The organism is Variovorax xiamenensis (assembly GCF_050916385.1).
Classification (GTDB): domain Bacteria; phylum Pseudomonadota; class Gammaproteobacteria; order Burkholderiales; family Burkholderiaceae_C; genus Variovorax.
In genome coordinates, this window is the sequence record NZ_CP139038.1 from 949420 (window position 1) to 967176 (window position 17757).

The following is a 17757-nucleotide window of genomic DNA, read 5'->3' on the forward strand; positions in this document are numbered from 1 at the left end:
CTGAGCCGCAGGCAATTTTTTGGCCGGCGCTTGCGACCGGAAGCGCCGGCCTCTTTTTTGATTCTTGGTTTTTCTTTTCCAGGGTGCATCCATGCCTGATCGCATGAGCTCCCGGGAATTCACGTGTCGGTTGAAAAAAAGGGAGTAGAAAAAATGATTTCGTTGAAGGTAGTCAGCAAGCGCAGCGGGGATGCCAGCCAGGTTTCGGTGAACGAGGTGTTCCTGAAGGAGGCAGTGGTCGTCCGGGTGGGTCTGTCCAGGGAGCAGATCAAGGGCATGCGCCGCGTCGGCAACGACCTGGTCGTGACCTCCGTCTCGGGTGAGGTAGTCACCGTCCGGGACTTCTTCGCGTTGTTCGATGGCAACAAGAGCGACCTCGTGCTTGACGACGAAAAGGGGGGCCTGTGGCTGGCCGGTTTCGGGGAAGGGCAGGGTGAGCTGGCGCTCAGCTATTCGGGCATCGACTCCATCGAGCCCTTGCTGCTGCAGCAGGACTTCAACTTCGGCGTGCTGCCCTGGCTGGTGGGCGGCGGACTGGCCCTCGCGGGCGCTGCTGGCGGCGGAGGTGGAGGTGGAGGAGGAGGGGGCGGCGGCGGTTTCCCGATGCCGCACGTGCCGCTCGCGGCTCCCGTCGATTCGACTCCGCCGGGCAGGCCCACCGTCAACCCGACCAATGCCAGAACGATCACCGGCACGGCCGAGCCGGGCACGACCGTCAGGGTGACCGACAACACCGGCAAGGAAGTCGGCAGCGCCACGGTCGCGCCCGATGGCAGCTATGTGGTCCGGCCCGTCACGCCGCCGGCGCACGGCACGGAGCTTCGCGTCGTCGCGGTGGACCCGGGCGGCAATGTGAGCCCCGAGGCCCGGACGACCGTCGACAGCATGCCGCCCGCTGTGCCCACCGTCCGTCCCACCGCCGGCACTTCCATCGCCGGCACCGCGGAGCCCGGCTCGACGGTCACCATTACCGACGCACGCGGCACCGTGATCGGCAGCACGACCGCCGGCCAGGACGGCGCCTACAGCATCACGCCGCCGGCGCCACTGGCCGACCGCACCGCGATCAGCGTCGTGGCCACCGACGCCGCAGGCAACGCGAGCGCGCCCGCCACGGCCACAGTGGACAGCACGGCACCGGCACGGCCCACGGTCGACCCCACCAATGGCAGCTCGATCTCGGGCACGGCCGAGCCGGGCGCCCTGGTCACCGTCAAGGACGGCACGGGCAAGGTCATCGGCAGCACGACCGCCGGCTCCAATGGTGCGTACAGCGTGGCGCCGCCGACGCCCCCGGCCGACGGCACGTCGATCAGCGTCGTGGCCATCGACCCCGCGGGCAACGCCAGCCAGCCGGTCACCACAACCATCGACAGGACCCCGCCCGCCACGCCCAAGGTCAACCCGACGGACGGCAGCCCCATCACCGGCACCGCAGAGCCCGGCTCCGTGGTCACGGTCACCGACGACAAGGGCGCGCTCATCGGCAGCACGACCACTGCAGCGAACGGCGTCTACAGCTTCACGCCCGCGAAGCCGCCTGCGAACGGCGTGGTGATCAAGGTCGTCGCCTCGGACGCCGCCGGCAACGCCAGCACGCCCGCCACGGCCACCGTCGACGGCACGCCGCCGACTCCCACCGTCAACCCGACCAAGGGCAGCCCGATCACCGGCACTTCCGAGCCCGACTCCGTGGTCACGGTCACCGACAGCGCAGGCACCGTCATCGGCAGCACGACCACCGCGCCCAACGGCATCTATTCCCTCGTCCCCGCAACCCCTCCGGCGCACGGCACCGTGATCCACGTCGTGGCGAAGGACCTCGCCGGCAACGTGGGCCGGCCTGCGACGACCACCGTCGACAGCAAGGCGCCCGACGAGCCCGTAGTCAACCCGACGAACGGCAGCACCGTCGCCGGCACGGCCGAAGCCGGCTCCCTCGTCACGATCAAGGACGGCACGGGCAAGCTGATCGGCAGCACCACCGCGGATGCCGCCGGCAAGTTCGGCATCGTCCCGGCGACGCCGCTGGCGAACGGCACGGCGCTGCGCGTCACCGCCACGGACGCAGTCGGCAACGTGAGCCCCGAGGCCTCGGCCACGGTGGACGGTGTGCCGCCTCTGGCGCCCTCGGTCGATCCGACGCATGGCAACCCGATCACCGGCCGCGCGGAGCCCGGCTCGGTCGTCACTGTCAAGGATCTCGCGGGCAATGTCATCGGCAGCGCCACCGCCGGCTCCAACGGCGTCTACAGCCTCGTGCCGAAGACGCCGCCGGTCAACGGCGTGGTGCTGCGTGTCGCGGCCACCGATGCCGCGGGCAACACCGGTCCGGAAACCCGGGCGACGGTCGACGGCGTTCCGCCGGCACGACCCACGGTCAACCCGACCGCCGGCAGTTCGATCACGGGCCGCGCCGAACCCGGCTCGGTCGTCACCGCAAGGGACGACACGGGCAAGCTCATCGGCAGCGCCACAGCCGAAGCCAACGGCAACTACAGCATCACGCCATCGGCACCGCCCGCGCACGGCACTGCACTGCGCATCGTCGCCACCGACGCCGCGGGCAACGACAGCCCCGATGCGAAAGCCACGGTCGACAGCCTGGCGCCCTCCGCGCCCACCATCCATCCGAGTTCCGGCCGCTTGATCACCGGCACCGCCGAACCCGGCTCGGTGGTCACGATCAGGGATGGCGCTGGCAAGCCCATCGGCAGCACGACCGCCGACGCGAGCGGCAAGTTCGGCCTCGTGCCCGCCACGCCTCCCGCCGACGGCACACAGGTCAGCGCCGTCGCCACCGATGCGGCCGGCAATGTGAGCCAGCCGGCCACGGGCACCATCGACAGCACCGCTCCGCTCTCGCCGGTGATCAACCCGACCGACGGCAGCCCCATCACCGGCACGGCCGAGCCCGGCTCGGTGGTCACGGTCAAGGACGACACGGGCAGGCTCATCGGCAGCACGACCGCCGACGCAGCCGGCAAGTTCAGCATCGTTCCGGTGACGCCCCCGGCAAACGGCACGGTGATCACCGCAGTGGCGACCGACCTGGCCGGCAACGTCGGCGCGCCGGGCTCCACCAAGGTCGACAGCATGGCTCCGGCAAGGCCCGCGATCGACGCGACCAACGGCAGCCTGATCACGGGCACGGCCGAACCCGGTGCCATCGTCACCGTCAGGGACGGTGCCGGTGCACTGGTCGGCAGCGCGGCAGCGGATGCCGGCGGCCGCTACAGCATCAAGCCCGCGACGGTTCCGGCGCACAACACCGTGCTGCGCGCCGTCGCGACCGACGCCGCGGGCAACACCAGCCCCGAAGCCAGGGCCACGGTCGACAGCGACCTGCCCGCCGCGCCCAAGGTCGATCCGACCGCGGGCGGCGCCATCACGGGCACGGCCGAGGCCGGCGCCATCGTCACCGTCAAGGACGGCAGCGGCAAGCTCGTCGGCAGCACCACGGCCGATGCCGGCGGCAAGTTCGACATCAAGCCGGCGACGCCCCTGGCGCACGGCACGGTGCTCGACGCCACCGCCACCGATGCGGCCGGCAACACCAGCCAGCCCGCGAGAACCACGGTCGACGGCAAGGCGCCCGATGCGCCCGTCGTCAACCCCGGCAACGGAAGCACCATCGCAGGCAGCGCCGAAGCCGGTTCCGTCGTCACGATCAAGGACGACGCGGGCAGGCTCATCGGCAGCACGACCGCCGACGCCAGCGGCAAGTTCAGCATCGCCCCGACGACGCCTCCGGCAAACGGCACGACGATCAGCGCCGTGGCGACCGACCCGGCCGGCAACGCCAGCGCGCCCGGATCCGCCACGATCGACGGCACGCCGCCGGCAAGGCCCACCATCGACGCGACCAACGGCAGCCTGATCACGGGCACGGCCGAGCCCCGCTCGATCGTCACCATCCGCGACGGGGCCGGCGGCCTCGTCGGCAGCGCCGCCACCGATGCCGGCGGCCGCTACAGCATCAAGCCTTCGGTCGTTCCGCCGCACAACACGGTGCTGCGCGCCGTCGCCACCGACGCGGCTGGCAACACCGGCCCCGAGGCCAGGGCCACGGTCGACAGCGACCTGCCCGCCATGCCGAAGGTCGACCCGACAGCGGGCGCTTCCATCACCGGCTCGGCCGAACCCGGCTCGCTGGTCACCATCAAGGATGGCGCCGGCAATCTCATCGGCAGCACCACCGCCGATGCCGGCGGCAAGTTCGGCATCAAGCCGGCAACGCCTCCGGCACACGACACCCAGCTGAGCGTGACCGCGACCGACGCAGCGGGCAACACCAGCCAGCCCGCTTCGGCCAGGGTCGACAGCAAGGCACCGGCCGCGCCCACGGTCAAGCCGACCAACGGCGGCACGATCGCCGGCACGGCCGAGGCCGGCGCGGTCGTCACCATCAAGGACAGTGCAGGCAAGCTCATCGCCAGCACCACCGCCGATGCCGGCGGCGCCTACTCCGTCGATCCAGCCACGCCGCCGGCGAACGGCACGGTGCTCGACGTCACCGCCACCGACGCGGCCGGCAACACCGGCCCGGGCGCCACGGCCACGGTCGACCGCGTTCCGCCGCAGGAGCCCACGATCGATCCGACCAATGGCAACCTCGTTTCCGGCACGGCGGAGCCCGGCTCGGTCGTCACCGTTCGCGATGGCCTCGGCAACGTCGTCGGCAGCACGACGGCCTCGGCGTCCAACGGCGCCTACAGCATCAAGCCCGCGACCGTCCTGGCCGACGGCACGATGCTGCGCGCCGTCGCCACCGACGCCGCCGGCAATGCCAGCTCCGAAGCCAGGGCCACGGTGGACGGCGTCGTGCCCTCCGCACCCACGGTCAATCCGACCAACGGCAGCCGCGTCGAAGGCAAGGCCGAAGCCGGCGCGATCGTCACGGTCAAGGACGACGCGGGCAACCTCGTCGGCAGCACCGTCGCCGCGCCCAACGGCAGCTACAGCATCGTGCCGGCCACGATGCCCGCGCACGGCGCGGTGCTTCACGTCACCGCAACCGACGCCGCCGGCAACACCAGTCCCGAAGCAAGGGCCACGGTCGATCGCACGGCGCTTCCGCCTCCCACCGTCAACCCGACCGACGGCAGCCCGATCACCGGCACGGCGGAGGCCGGCTCGGTGGTCACCATCAAGGACGACGCGGGCAAGCTGATCGGCAGCACCACCACCGACTCCCAGGGCGTCTACAGCCTCACGCCGGCCGTCACGCCGGCGCATGGCACGGTGCTGCACGTGGTCGCCACCAACCCGGCCGGCACCGCGAGCCCGGAGGCCACGGCCAGGGTCGACAGCGTGGCGCCGCCCGTGCCCACGATCGACCCGAGCAATGGCAGCCAGATCACCGGTACGGCCGAAGCAGGCGCCGTGGTGAAGATCACCGACGACACGGACAAGCTCGTCGGCAGCGCGATCGCCGCACCCAACGGCACCTACAGCATCAAGCCCTCGGCCATTCCGGTGCACGGCACGGTGCTGCGCGCCGTCGCCACCGACGCCGCGGGCAACATCAGTCCCGAAGCCAGGGCAACGGTCGATCGCGTGCTGCCTCCTGCGCCGAAGATCGACCCGACGCAGGGCAGCCTCGTCACCGGCACGGCCGAGGCAGGCTCGGTCGTCACGGTCAGGGACGACGCAGGCAGGCTCATCGGCAGCACGACCGCCGACGCCGGCGGCGCATACAGCATCAAGCCCGCTGCCACGCTGGCGAACGGCACCGTGCTTCGCGCCGCTTCCACCGACGCTGCCGGCAACGCCAGCCCCGAAGCGAGGACCACGGTGGACAGCGCCGCTCCGGCCGCGCCAACCGTCAAGCCGACGAACGGCAGCACCGTCACGGGCACCGCCGAGGCCGGCTCGACCGTCACCGTCAAGGACGGCGCGGGCAAGCTCGTCGGCAGCGCGACGGCCGATGCAGGCGGCAACTACGCCGTCAAGCCGGTGACCGCGCCCGCGCACGACACGGTGCTCGAAGTCACCGCCACCGACGCTGCCGGCAACACCGGCCCGGCCGCCACGGCCACGGTCGACAGCAAGGCTCCCGACGTGCCGACGATCGACCCGACCCACGGCGAGCCGATCACCGGTCGTGCCGAGCCCGGCTCTGTGGTCACCGTCAGGGATGGCGCAGGTCAGGTGATTGGCAGTACGACGGCCGGCGCCAACGGCGCCTATGCGATCACTCCGGCCAAGCCGCTGGGTGACGGCGAGAAGATCACCGCCGTGGCCACCGACGCCGCCGGCAACGCCAGCTCGCCCGCCAGCGCGACGGTGGACGCCGCGCCTCCCACCCGGCCCACGGTCGACCCGACGAATGGCGCCACCATCACGGGCAAGGCCGAGCCCGGTTCGGTCGTCACCATCAAGGACGGCGCCGGCAATGTGATCGGCAGCGCGACCGCCGACGCAGGCGGCAACTACGCGGTCAAGCCCGCGACTCCGCCCTCGCACGGCACGACGCTCAGCGTCGCCGCCACCGATGCAGCCGGCAACACCGGCCCGGCCGCCACGGCCACGGTCGACAGCGCGCCTCCGGCCGCGCCAACCGTCAAGCCGACGAACGGCAGCACCATCGCGGGCACCGCCGAAGCCGGCTCGATCGTCACCGTCCGCGACAACGCGGGCAACACGATCGGCAGCGCGACGGCCGACGCGGCCGGCAACTACGCCGTCAAGCCGGCGACCGCGCCCGCGCACGACACGGTGCTCGAAGTCACCGCCAGGGATGCCGCCGGCAACACCGGTCCGGCCGCCACGGCCACGGTGGACAGCAAGGCCCCCAATGCACCGACGGTGGAGCCCACGCACGGCAACGTCGTCGCGGGCCAGGCCGAACCCGGTTCGGTCGTCACCGTCAGGGACGCCTCGGGCAACCTGATCGGCTCCGCGACCGCGGGGACCAACGGCGCATACGCCGTCTCGCCGTCCAGGCCGCTGCAGGATGGACTGAAGCTCAACGTCGTGGCCACGGATGCCGCCGGCAACGCCAGCGCCCCCGGCACGGCAACGGTGGATGCCGATGCCCCGCTCAAGCCCACCGTCAATCCGACCAACGGCAACCTGATCGCCGGCACGGCCGAGGCCGGCTCCGTCGTCACGATCACGGACGACGCGGGCAAGCTCATCGGCAGCACCACAGCCACGCCCGGCGGCACGTACAGCTTCAGGCCCGCGACGCCTCCGGCCCACGGCACGGTGCTGCGCGTCGCGGCGACCGACGCCGCCGGCAACACCAGCCCCGAAGCCAAGGCAACGGTCGATGCCGTGTCCCCGGCCGCACCGGTCGTCAACCCGACCAGCGGCGATCCGATCACCGGCACGGCGCAGCCGGGTTCGCTCGTCACCGTCAAGGACGGCGCGGGCAAGCTCGTCGGCAGCGCGACGGCGGATTCGAGCGGCAACTACGCCGTGAGGCCGGCGGTCAAGCCGGCGCACGACACGGTGCTCGAAGTCACCTCCAGCGACACCGCGGGCAACACCAGCCAGCCTGCGACAACCACCGTCGACAGCAAGGCTCCCGATGCGCCGACGATCGACCCGACCCACGGCGAGCCGATCACCGGTCGTGCCGAGCCCGGCGCGGTCGTCACTGTCAGGGACGGCGCAGGCAAGGTGGTCGGCAGCGCGACCGCGGGCGCCAACGGCGCCTACGCCATCGCGCCGTCCAAGCCGCTGGACGACGGCGTGAAGATCACGGCAGTGGCCACCGACGCCGCCGGCAACGCCAGCACGCCCGCCACCGCGACGGTGGACGCCGTGCCTCCGGCAAGGCCCACGATCGGCGCGACCAACGGCAGCACCATCGGCGGCACGGCCGAAGCCGGCTCGGTCGTCACGATCAAGGACGGCGCGGGCAACCTCATCGGCAGCACGACCGCCACGCCCGGCGGCACCTACAGCCTCACGCCGGCGACGCGCCCGAGCAATGGCACCGAGCTGCGCGTGTCGGCCGCCGACGCCGCGGGCAACACCAGCCCCGAAGCCAGGGCCACGGTCGACAGCGCCGCTCCGGCGGCGCCCACCGTCAAGCCGACGAGCGGCAGCACCATCACCGGCATGGCCGAGGCGGGCTCGACCGTCAGCGTCAAGGACGGCGCGGGCAACGCCATCGGCAGCGCCACGGCCGACGCCGGCGGCAACTACACGATCAAGCCGGCGACGGCCGTGAAGCACGACACGGTGCTCGAGGTCAGCGCCACCGACGCGGCGGGCAACAGCAGCCCGGCCGCCTCGGTCACGGTCGACAGCAAGGCGCCCGACGCGCCGACCATCAAGCCGACCTCCGGCGCCACCATCGCCGGCACGGCCGAGGCCAGCTCGGTCGTCACCGTGAGGGACAGCTCCGGCAATCTCGTCGGCAGCACCACCGCGGGCAGCAACGGCGAATACAGCCTCACGCCCGCGACGCCGGTGCCCAACGGCACCCTGCTGCGCGTGGTCGCCGCCGATGCCACGGGCAACGTCAGCCAGCCCGCCACCGCCACGGTCGACAGCGTGGCGCCTGTCATCGCCATCACCATCGTCGAAGACGCCAACAACGACGGCTTCATCAACGCCGGCGAGAAAAAGGCCAATGTGACCGTGAAGGTCACGCTGGTGTCGGGCGCCGCCGTGGGCGACGTCATCAGCCTCACCGACGGCACCAACACGCCCAGCGTCACGCTGAGCGCGGCGGACGTCGCCAATGGCTTCGTCAATGTCTCGTTCCCCAACCCGGTCGAGGGCGCGTCGATCCGCGTCAGCGCGACCAGCCAGGACCTGGCCGGCAATGTCTCCAGGCCCGCGGCGACCGACAGCGCGGTGCTGGACACCACGGCGCCGGCCACGCCGGCCACCGCTTCCGCCACGGACAACGTCGGCGCGACGCAGGGCGCGGTAGCCAACGGCGGCTCCACCGACGACACCACGCCCACCTTCGCCGGCAGCGGCGCGACGCAGGGCGAGGTCGTCAAGGTGTACGACGGCGCCACGCTGCTCGGCAGCACGACGGCCAGGGCCGACGGCAGCTGGGAGTTCACGCCCTCGGGGCTCGGCCAGGGCGCGCACAGCGTCACGCACACTGTCACCGATGCCGCCGGCAACACCAGCGCCGCCAGCGCGCCGCTGGGCTTCTCGGTCGACACCTCCGCGGTCGCCGTCAGCGTCACCAAGGCAGGGGAGACCCGCCAGGGGCGTCAGGTCAAGACCCGCCCCGCCGGGTTCACCGACGACACCACGCCGGCCATCGTGGGCACCGCCACGCCGGGCGCCGTGGTGAGCATCAAGGAAGGCTCGGCCGTCCTGGCTTCCACCACGGCGGATGCCGCCGGCAACTGGAGCCTCGAACTGCCCGTGCAGGCGGAGGGCGCGCACAGCTACAAGGCCACTGCGGTGAACGCCGCGGGCACCAGCAGCGAAACCTCGTTCGCGCTCACCATCGACACCACGCCGCCGGCCGTGCCGGTCATCGCGGCTGTTGCGGACGATGCGGGCACGGTGCAGGGAGCGCTCTCAAGCGGCGCCGCGAGCGACGACACCCGCCCCACGCTCAGCGGAAGCGGCGCGACGCCGGGCGACATCATCACCGTCCACGACAACGGCAGCGTCATCGGCAGCACCACGGTGCAGTCCGACGGCCGCTGGAGCTTCACCACCGCGGCCCCGACCGCGCCGCTGGCCGAGGGCGAGCACAGGCTCACCGTCACGGCGACCGACCCGGTGGGCAACCAGAGCCAGCATTCGGCCGCGTTCGTGATCGACGTGGACACGACGGCTCCGGCCCGGCCCGGACCCATCGCGGGCTACATCGACAACACCGGCGCGGTCCAGGACCCGGCGAGCACGGCTTCGTTCACCGACGACACCACGCCCGGCTTCAGGATCGCCTCCGTCGCGGCCGGCCTGACGCCGTCGCTGTACGTCGACGGCGTCAAGGTCGCCGCCACCTACGACCCGAACACCGGCACGCTGACGCCCACATCCACTCTCGGCGAGGGCGCGCGCGCCATCAGCTACACGCTCACCGACGCGGCCGGCAACGAGAGTTCGCGCTCGAACGACTTCAGGCTCACCGTGGACGTAACGCCGCCCCCGGCGCTCGACGCGTCCCGCATCCAGGTGCTCGACAACGTGGGCGCCGTGCAGGGTCCGCTGGCCGCCGGCGCCAAGACCGACGACAGCAAGCCCGAATACACCGGCAGGACAGACCCGGCGCAGGTGTCGAGCATCAACGTCTACGACAACGGCAAGCTCATCGGCAGCACGGCGGTGAACGCCGACGGCAGCTGGCGCTTCACGCCCGAGCTGCCGCTGGCCCTGGGCGAGCACAGCCTCACCGCGCGCGCCGTGGATGCGGCGGGCAACATCGGCGCGGCCACGCCCGCGTCGACCTTCACGCTGGTCGGCGATCCGCCCGCGGCGCCGGCCATCATCGGCGTGAGCGACGACAAGGGCAGCGTCACGGGCAACGTCGCCCAGAACGCCAGCACCGACGACACCACGCTCACCCTCAACGGCACCGGCACGGTCGGCACCGTGGTCACTGTGTATGCCGACGGCGTGGCCGTGGGCTCCACCAGCGTGGCTCCCAACGGCACCTGGAGCGTGACCACCAGTCCGCTGGGCGGCGATGGCGTGAAGAACCTGAGCGCCGAGGCGGTCGACGGCGCGGGCCAGGCCAGCCCGCGCACGGGCCTCTATCTGGTCGTGCTCGACACCACGGCCCCCGCCACGCCCGGCGTGGTCGTGGCCACCGACGACCAGGGGCCGGTGCAGGGCGCGATCGCGTCCGGCGCCACCACCGACGACACCACGCCCATCTTCAGCGGCAGCGGCGTGAAGGCCGGCGATACCGTCCGCCTGTACGACGGCGGCGCCCTGATCGGCAGCATCACCGCGGCGACCGACGGCGCCTGGAGCATCACGCCCAGCACGCCGCTGGTCCGCGGCACGCACCGCATCACCCACACCGTCACCGACGCGGCGGGCAACACCAGTGCCGCCAGCCCGGTGCTGGACTTCACGGTCGACTCCTCGGACGTCGTCGTGAGCATCGACCAGGTGGCCGACGACCAGGGCAGCATCAAGGCCAACCTCGCACCCGGCGCGCGCACCGACGACACCACGCCCACGCTCGTGGGCAAGGCCACGGCCGGCGCGGTCGTGACGGTCAAGGAAGGCCAGACCACCCTCGGCTCCACCACGGCGGATGCCGGCGGCAACTGGCGCCTCGCGCTGCCGGCGCAGGGCGAAGGCACGCACAGCTACACGGCAACCGCGGTGAACGCCGCCGGAAAGCAAGGCGACGCCACCATCTCGCTGACCATCGACACAAGCGCACCCGATGTACCGGCCATCGCCGGAGCCGGCGACGACGTCGGCCTGGTGCAGGGCCCGATCGCCAACGGCGGCTTCACCGACGACGCCACGCCCACGCTCACGGGCAGCGGCGCGACGCCGGGCGATGTCATCAGGATCTACGACAACGGCAGCGCCCTCGGCAGCACCACGGTCAAGGCTGACGGCAGCTGGAGCTTCACGCCGACCACGCCGCTGACCGAAGGGGCGCACCGCCTCGCCGCCACGGCCATCGACCCGGTGGGCAACGAGAGCCCGCAGTCCGGCTCCTTCACGGTCAACGTCGACACCACGCCGCCCGCGACCAGGGCCACGCTCGCAGCCATCAGCGACGACACCGGCTCCAGCAGCAGCGACTTCGTCACCAGCGACCGCACGCTGGTGCTCACCGTCAAGGCCGACTTCGCCATGGAGGCGGGCGCGAAGGTGCAGGTCTCGCTGGACAACGGCAAGACCTGGCACGACGCCAGCGCCACCGGCGGCGGCTCCTACCAGTACGACAACACGGGCGTGGCTCTGGCCGACGGCAGCTACACCTTCCTCGCGCGGGTGGTGGACGCCGCGGGCAACGCGACACCCGCGAGCTCGCAGGTCGTGGTCGTCGACAACGGCGGGCCTACCGCCGGCAACGCCGTCGCGATCACCGCCTACGCCGACGACGTCGCGCCCAATGCGGGCGACTACGCCAGCGGCACGAGCACGAACGACGCCACGCCGACGCTCAAGGGCACGGTCTCGGGGCTGAAGGCCGGCGATGTCGTGCAGATCCTCGAAGGCAACTCGCTGCTGGGCACGGCCACCGTGAGCGGCACCACCTGGGAGTTCAGGCTTCCGGCACTGGCCAACGCAAGCACGCACACCTACACGGCAGCCATCGCCAACGCCGCCGGCAACAAGGGCACGACCTCGGCGGACTTCACCCTGTCCGTCGACACCGCGGCCCCTGCCGCCGCGCCGGCGATCGACAGCGTCACCGACAACATCGACCCGGTCCAGGGCCCGATCGCACCGGGCGGCACGACCAACGACGCGCGCCCGGAACTGAAGGGCTCGGGCGCCGAGCCCGACGGCACGGTGAACATCTACGACAACGGCACGCTGATCGGCAGCACGAAGGCCGATGGCACGGGCAACTGGAGCTTCGAGCCCGCGCGGGGCAAGGAGCTGGCCGAAGGCGTGCACAGCCTGAGGGTGAGCAGTGTCGACGCAGCCGGCAACGAGGGGCCGAAGTCGGTGCCGCTGGTCTTCGTGGTCGACACCGTGGCGCCGTCGCAGACCGTAACGCTCGCCCGCGCCATCGACGACGTCGACCCGGTCTCGGGCAACATCCCGGCCAACGGCAGCACCAACGACGCTTCGCCCAGGCTGGAGGGCACGCTCTCCGCCGCGCTGAGCGGCACCGAGCAACTGCGCGTGTTCCGCAACGGCGTGCCCGTGGGCAACGCGACCGTCAACGGCACGGACTGGAGCTTCGAGGACTCGGGCCTTGTGAGCGGCACCACCTACAGCTACGAGGCCAGGGTCATGGATGCGGCCGGCAATGCCGGCGCCGCCTCGAACAGCCTGGGTTTCGCAGTCAACACTTCGGCGGTCGCCGTGACGGTGCAGATCCAGCGGGTGCAGGACAACGTCGATCCGGTGCGCGGCAGCGTGGCGGACGGCGGCTCGACCAACGACGCGGCGCCGCTGCTCAATGGTTCGATCTCGGCCAATCTCTCCGCGGGCGACGTGGTCCAGGTACTGCGCAACGACACGGTGATCGGCACCGCAACGGTGAGCGGCGTGCACTGGCGCTTCAGCGACAAGGGGCTCGTCGACGGCACGACCTACCGGTACACGGCCCGTGTCGTGAACGCGGGCGGCAACCAGGGGCCGGAGAGCGCGGCCCACTCCATCACGCTCGACCTGAGCGCCCCGGGCCAGACGGTGACGATCACCGACTACACCGACGACCGCGATCCGCAGAAGGGCAACTTCGCATCGGGCAGCACGACCAACGACCCGACGCCGCTGCTCAACGGAACGCTTTCCGGCCCGCTTGCCGCGAACGAGGTGGTGGCGATCTATCGCGACGGCGTGCGGGTCGGTGCCGCCGTCGTGAACGGCACTGCCTGGAATTTCGAGGACAAGGGCCTCGTCGACGGCACCAGCTACCGCTACACCGCCCGCGTCGAGGACGCGGCGGGCAACCAGGGAGCTGCCTCGGCGGAGCTCACGCTCACCGTCGATCGGACCGCGCCCACGGCGGCGCCTTCCATCGACAGCGTCGTGGACGACGTGGCGCCGGTCACGGGCCCTGTCTCCCCGCGCGGCACGACCAACGATGCCCGTCCCGAGCTGAAGGGTGCGGGAGCGGAGCCCAATGGCACCGTCAACATCTACGACAACGGCACGCTGATCGGCACCGCGGTCGCGGATGCCGCGGGCAAGTGGACTTTCACGCCCGCGGTCGGCAAGGAGTTCTCCGACGGCCTGCATCGCCTCACGGCGAGAAACGTGGACGCGGCAGGCAACGAAGGCCCGCAGTCGACGCCGGTGGTCTTCACGGTCGACACCGTCGCACCGACGGCGGCTCCTTCCATCGACCGTGCCGTCGACGACGTCGGGCCGGTCACCGGCGCCATCGCGCCGGGAAGCACGACCAACGACGCGCGCCCAGAACTGAGGGGCTCGGGAACCGAGCCCAACGGCATCGTGAACATCTATGACAACGGCAAGCTGATCGGCTCCACGACGGCGGACGGCACCGGCAGGTGGAGCTTCACGCCCGAAGCCGGCAAGGAACTCGCCGACGGCGCGCACAGCCTGACGGCGCGCAACGCCGACGCTGCCGGCAACGAAGGCCCGCAGTCGGCGGCGCTGGCCTTCACGGTCGATACGGTCGCACCGCCGTCCGTGCCTTCCATCGACGGCGCCGTCGACGACGTCGCCCCCGCCGTCGGCCCCATCGCCCCGGGCGGTGCGACCAACGACAACCGCCCCGACCTGAGCGGCGCGGGAGCCGAGCCCAACGGCCTGGTGAGGATCTACGACAACGGCACGCCGATCGGTTCCACCACGGCGGACGGCACCGGCAAGTGGAGCTTCACGCCCGAGGCCGGCAAGAAGCTGCCCGATGGCGCGCACAGCCTGACGGTGAGCAACGTCGATGCGGCGGGCAACGAAAGCGCGCAGTCGGCGCCGCTGAACTTCACCGTCGACACGAAGCTGCCGGCCAACCTGGCGAAGATCACGGGCTACATCGACGACGCAGGGCCGGTCAAGGGCACCTTCGGCAGCGGTACCACCACCGACGATGCCGATCCGGTGCTCGCCGGCACCCTGACGACCGCGCTGGGCACGGGCGATACGGTCAGCATCTACGAAGGCAACACGCTGCTCGGCACCGCGACGGTGAACGGCACCGCCTGGACCTACGACCTCGGCAATCTCGCGGACGGCTCGACGCACACCTATCGTGCCGCCGTCACCAGCGCCGCGGGCAACCAGGGCACCATGTCGGGCAACTTCAGCCTGAGCGTGGACTACGCGCTCACGGTCAACCGCCAGTCGACCGTCGACACCACGCCGCTCGTTACCGGATCGATTCCCTTCAAGCTGGTCAACGGCCAGTACATCGAGGTCACGGTCGCCGGCAAGACCTACAGTTCGGCCGACGGCTCGGTGGTCGTCGATTCGCAGAACAGCACCTGGTATGTGCAGGTGTCGCCGGCGATCGCGGTCGGAACCTACGACGTCCAGGCCGTGGTCAAGAGCGCCGCGGGGGTGAAGGTCGCGAACGACGACACCAGCGGCGAACTGGTCGTCTCTGCCGCGCCGACGGTGACCGTCGGCTCGGCGGCCAGCGATCCGAACCAGAAGGCCACGGCCTACACGCTCGGCGAGAACGGCATGTGGCGCATCCACAGCAACCAGACCATGCTGGACGCCAACGGTACCGACAGCGGCTCGCTGGGCAGCTTCAGCCAGACCTACCTGCGAAGCAACACCAATGATCCGACGGTCACAGGGCACAACCTCGCATATGGCGGACGCAACTATGTCCAGAACGCCACGTTCATGGACTTCAACCGCGACGGGTACATGGACCTGTTCGCGGAAGACAGCACCTACGAAGACGGCCAGCAGGCCTTCTCCTACGACGGCCGCGGCTATACGGCCATCCAGGTCGGAGCACCGACCAGCCTGGGCGGCGACAAGCTGACCGCGGGCAGCGCGAACGTGTTCAGCTGGTACGGAGGCGTGGTGGCTTTCGACAAGACGGGCGACGGTTTCGCCGACCTGGCCTATGGCGACCAGACGCCCGACGACGGGCTGAGCGGCGGCGGCTACAACACCCAGATCGTCCTGAACGTGGACGGGACCATCCTCGGCATGGTCAAGGACGGCAGCTATGCCTACACCCGCGAAGGCACCAATGGCTTGCCGAACTCCTCCAATGCCGGCAATGCCACCTTCGACATGGAGCTTTCGGGTGTCGACCTGAACAACGACGGCAAGGTCGATCTCGTCTATCACGGATCGGCGGGCACCACCAAGATCGGCGGGCCGGAGGCTGCGCCGTTCGGCGGGACTTACAGCAGCGATCCGCACCGCCTTGTCGTCGCTACCAACAGGGGCGACGGCACCTGGGAGAACACGCAGATCATCGAGAAGACGTTCCAGCGTCCCGACGACGATCCATACATGAGCAACGGCATCTCCATGACCTGGGCCGACTTCAACGGCGACGGCTACATGGACCTGTTCATGGGCCGGGGCTATGGCACGCCACTCGAAGACCAGTACCAAAGCCGCATCGTGTTCAATGACGGCACGGGCAAACTGAAGATGCTCGACTTCGACGGCAACAAGATCGGCTCCGCGCCGGCAGGTATGTACTTCTTCGACGACACGGGGGGCACCTTCAACGGCCTCCGGCTCGAGGGTGGCCCTTCGCTTTCGGTGGACTGGAACGGCGACGGCAAGATGGACGCCATCGAGCTGCCCGGCTTCGGCAATGCCGGCGGCATGAGGAAGGATGGCGTCACCGGCCCCATCAATCTCTACACGAACACGAGCTCGGGAGGCTCGGTCAGCTTCCAGACGACCAATCTGCTCGGTGGCTTCTTCGAAGAGATCGGGGTGTGGACCGGCGATCCGCGGACCAACGACGCCGTCACAGGCGCCGTTGCGGCCGACATCGACTGGGACGGCGACCGGGACCTGCTGGCGTTCACCCAGCGGGGCAACACGAAGTTCATCACCAACAACAACACGGTGGCCGACGGTACGTCGCTGCACTTCCGCATCCTCGATGCGCAGGGCATCAATTCGCTGTACGGCAACACGGTGCAGCTCTTCGACTCGAAGGGCAAGCTGGTGGGCACGCAGATCATCAACCCGCAGTCCGGCAACCAGACCAACGACAGCTCGGCGATCGTCGACTTCTACGGGCTCGATGCGAAGGAGACCTACACGCTGGCGCTCCTGCGCATCGCAAACGGCAAGGCGGCGGACGTCGGTGGCGTGGGCGCCCTCGGCGGCAACACCATCGAGAACGTCAACACGGCCTGGACCGGGCTGAAGGCGGGCGAGGCGAACCATGCCTTCGTGCTGACCACGGAATCGGACACGAGCGTCGCCAACGCCAACATCGGCAACGGCATCGTCGGCACCGGGTACAACGACACCTTCTTCGCCACCCTCGGCAACGACAAGTTCGAAGGCGGCGGCGGCGCGGTGACGGTGTCCGGCGTGCGAGCCTGGAGCAACACCGGCGGCGTCGACATCGTCGACTACAAGCTCGCCGGCAGCACGCCGCTCACGATCGACCTGGGCAATTCCGGCGCGCAGAGCACGGGCTTCGGCACGGCGACCTTCCGGAACATCGAGGGCCTCGCAGGTGGAAGCGGTGCCGACACCTTCACCGACAACGCTGCGGACAACCAGTTCGAAGGGCGGGGCGGCAACGATGTCTTCAACCTCACGGGCGGAGGCCGCGACACGCTGCTCTACAGGCTGCTGGCCTCCAGCGACGCCACCGGCGGCAACGGAGCCGACTCGGTCAACTCGTTCACGGTCGGGACTTTCGAGGCGACGGCCAACGCGGACCGCATCGACCTGAGGGAACTGCTCGTGGGCTACAGGGCGGACGCGGACGGCGCCGCGCGCTACATCAACGGCGTCGCCACCATCGACGCCGGAGAGACCATCGGCGAGTACCTCAGCGTGACCGTCAGCGGCGGCAACACCACGCTGAGCATCGATCGCGACGGCTCGGGCGGCGTCTACTCGGCAACGCCGCTGATCACGCTCAACGGCGTGACCACCGATCTCGCGACGCTGCTCGCCAACCATCAGCTCGTGCTGGCCTGAGCTTCGTTTCCGGCCGGAGGAGGGGTACCCCGCGGGGCCCTTCCTTCC

The 17757-nt window shown here is 70.6% G+C and carries 1 protein-coding gene; it reads left to right on the forward strand.

What is annotated here, in order from left to right:
* Positions 1 to 153 precede the first annotated feature (153 nt).
* Entirely contained in the window at positions 154 to 17709 is a 17556-nt protein-coding gene (locus SFB74_RS04085) for an Ig-like domain-containing protein (RefSeq protein WP_432729416.1), read from the forward strand.
* Positions 17710 to 17757: the final 48 nt, after the last annotated feature.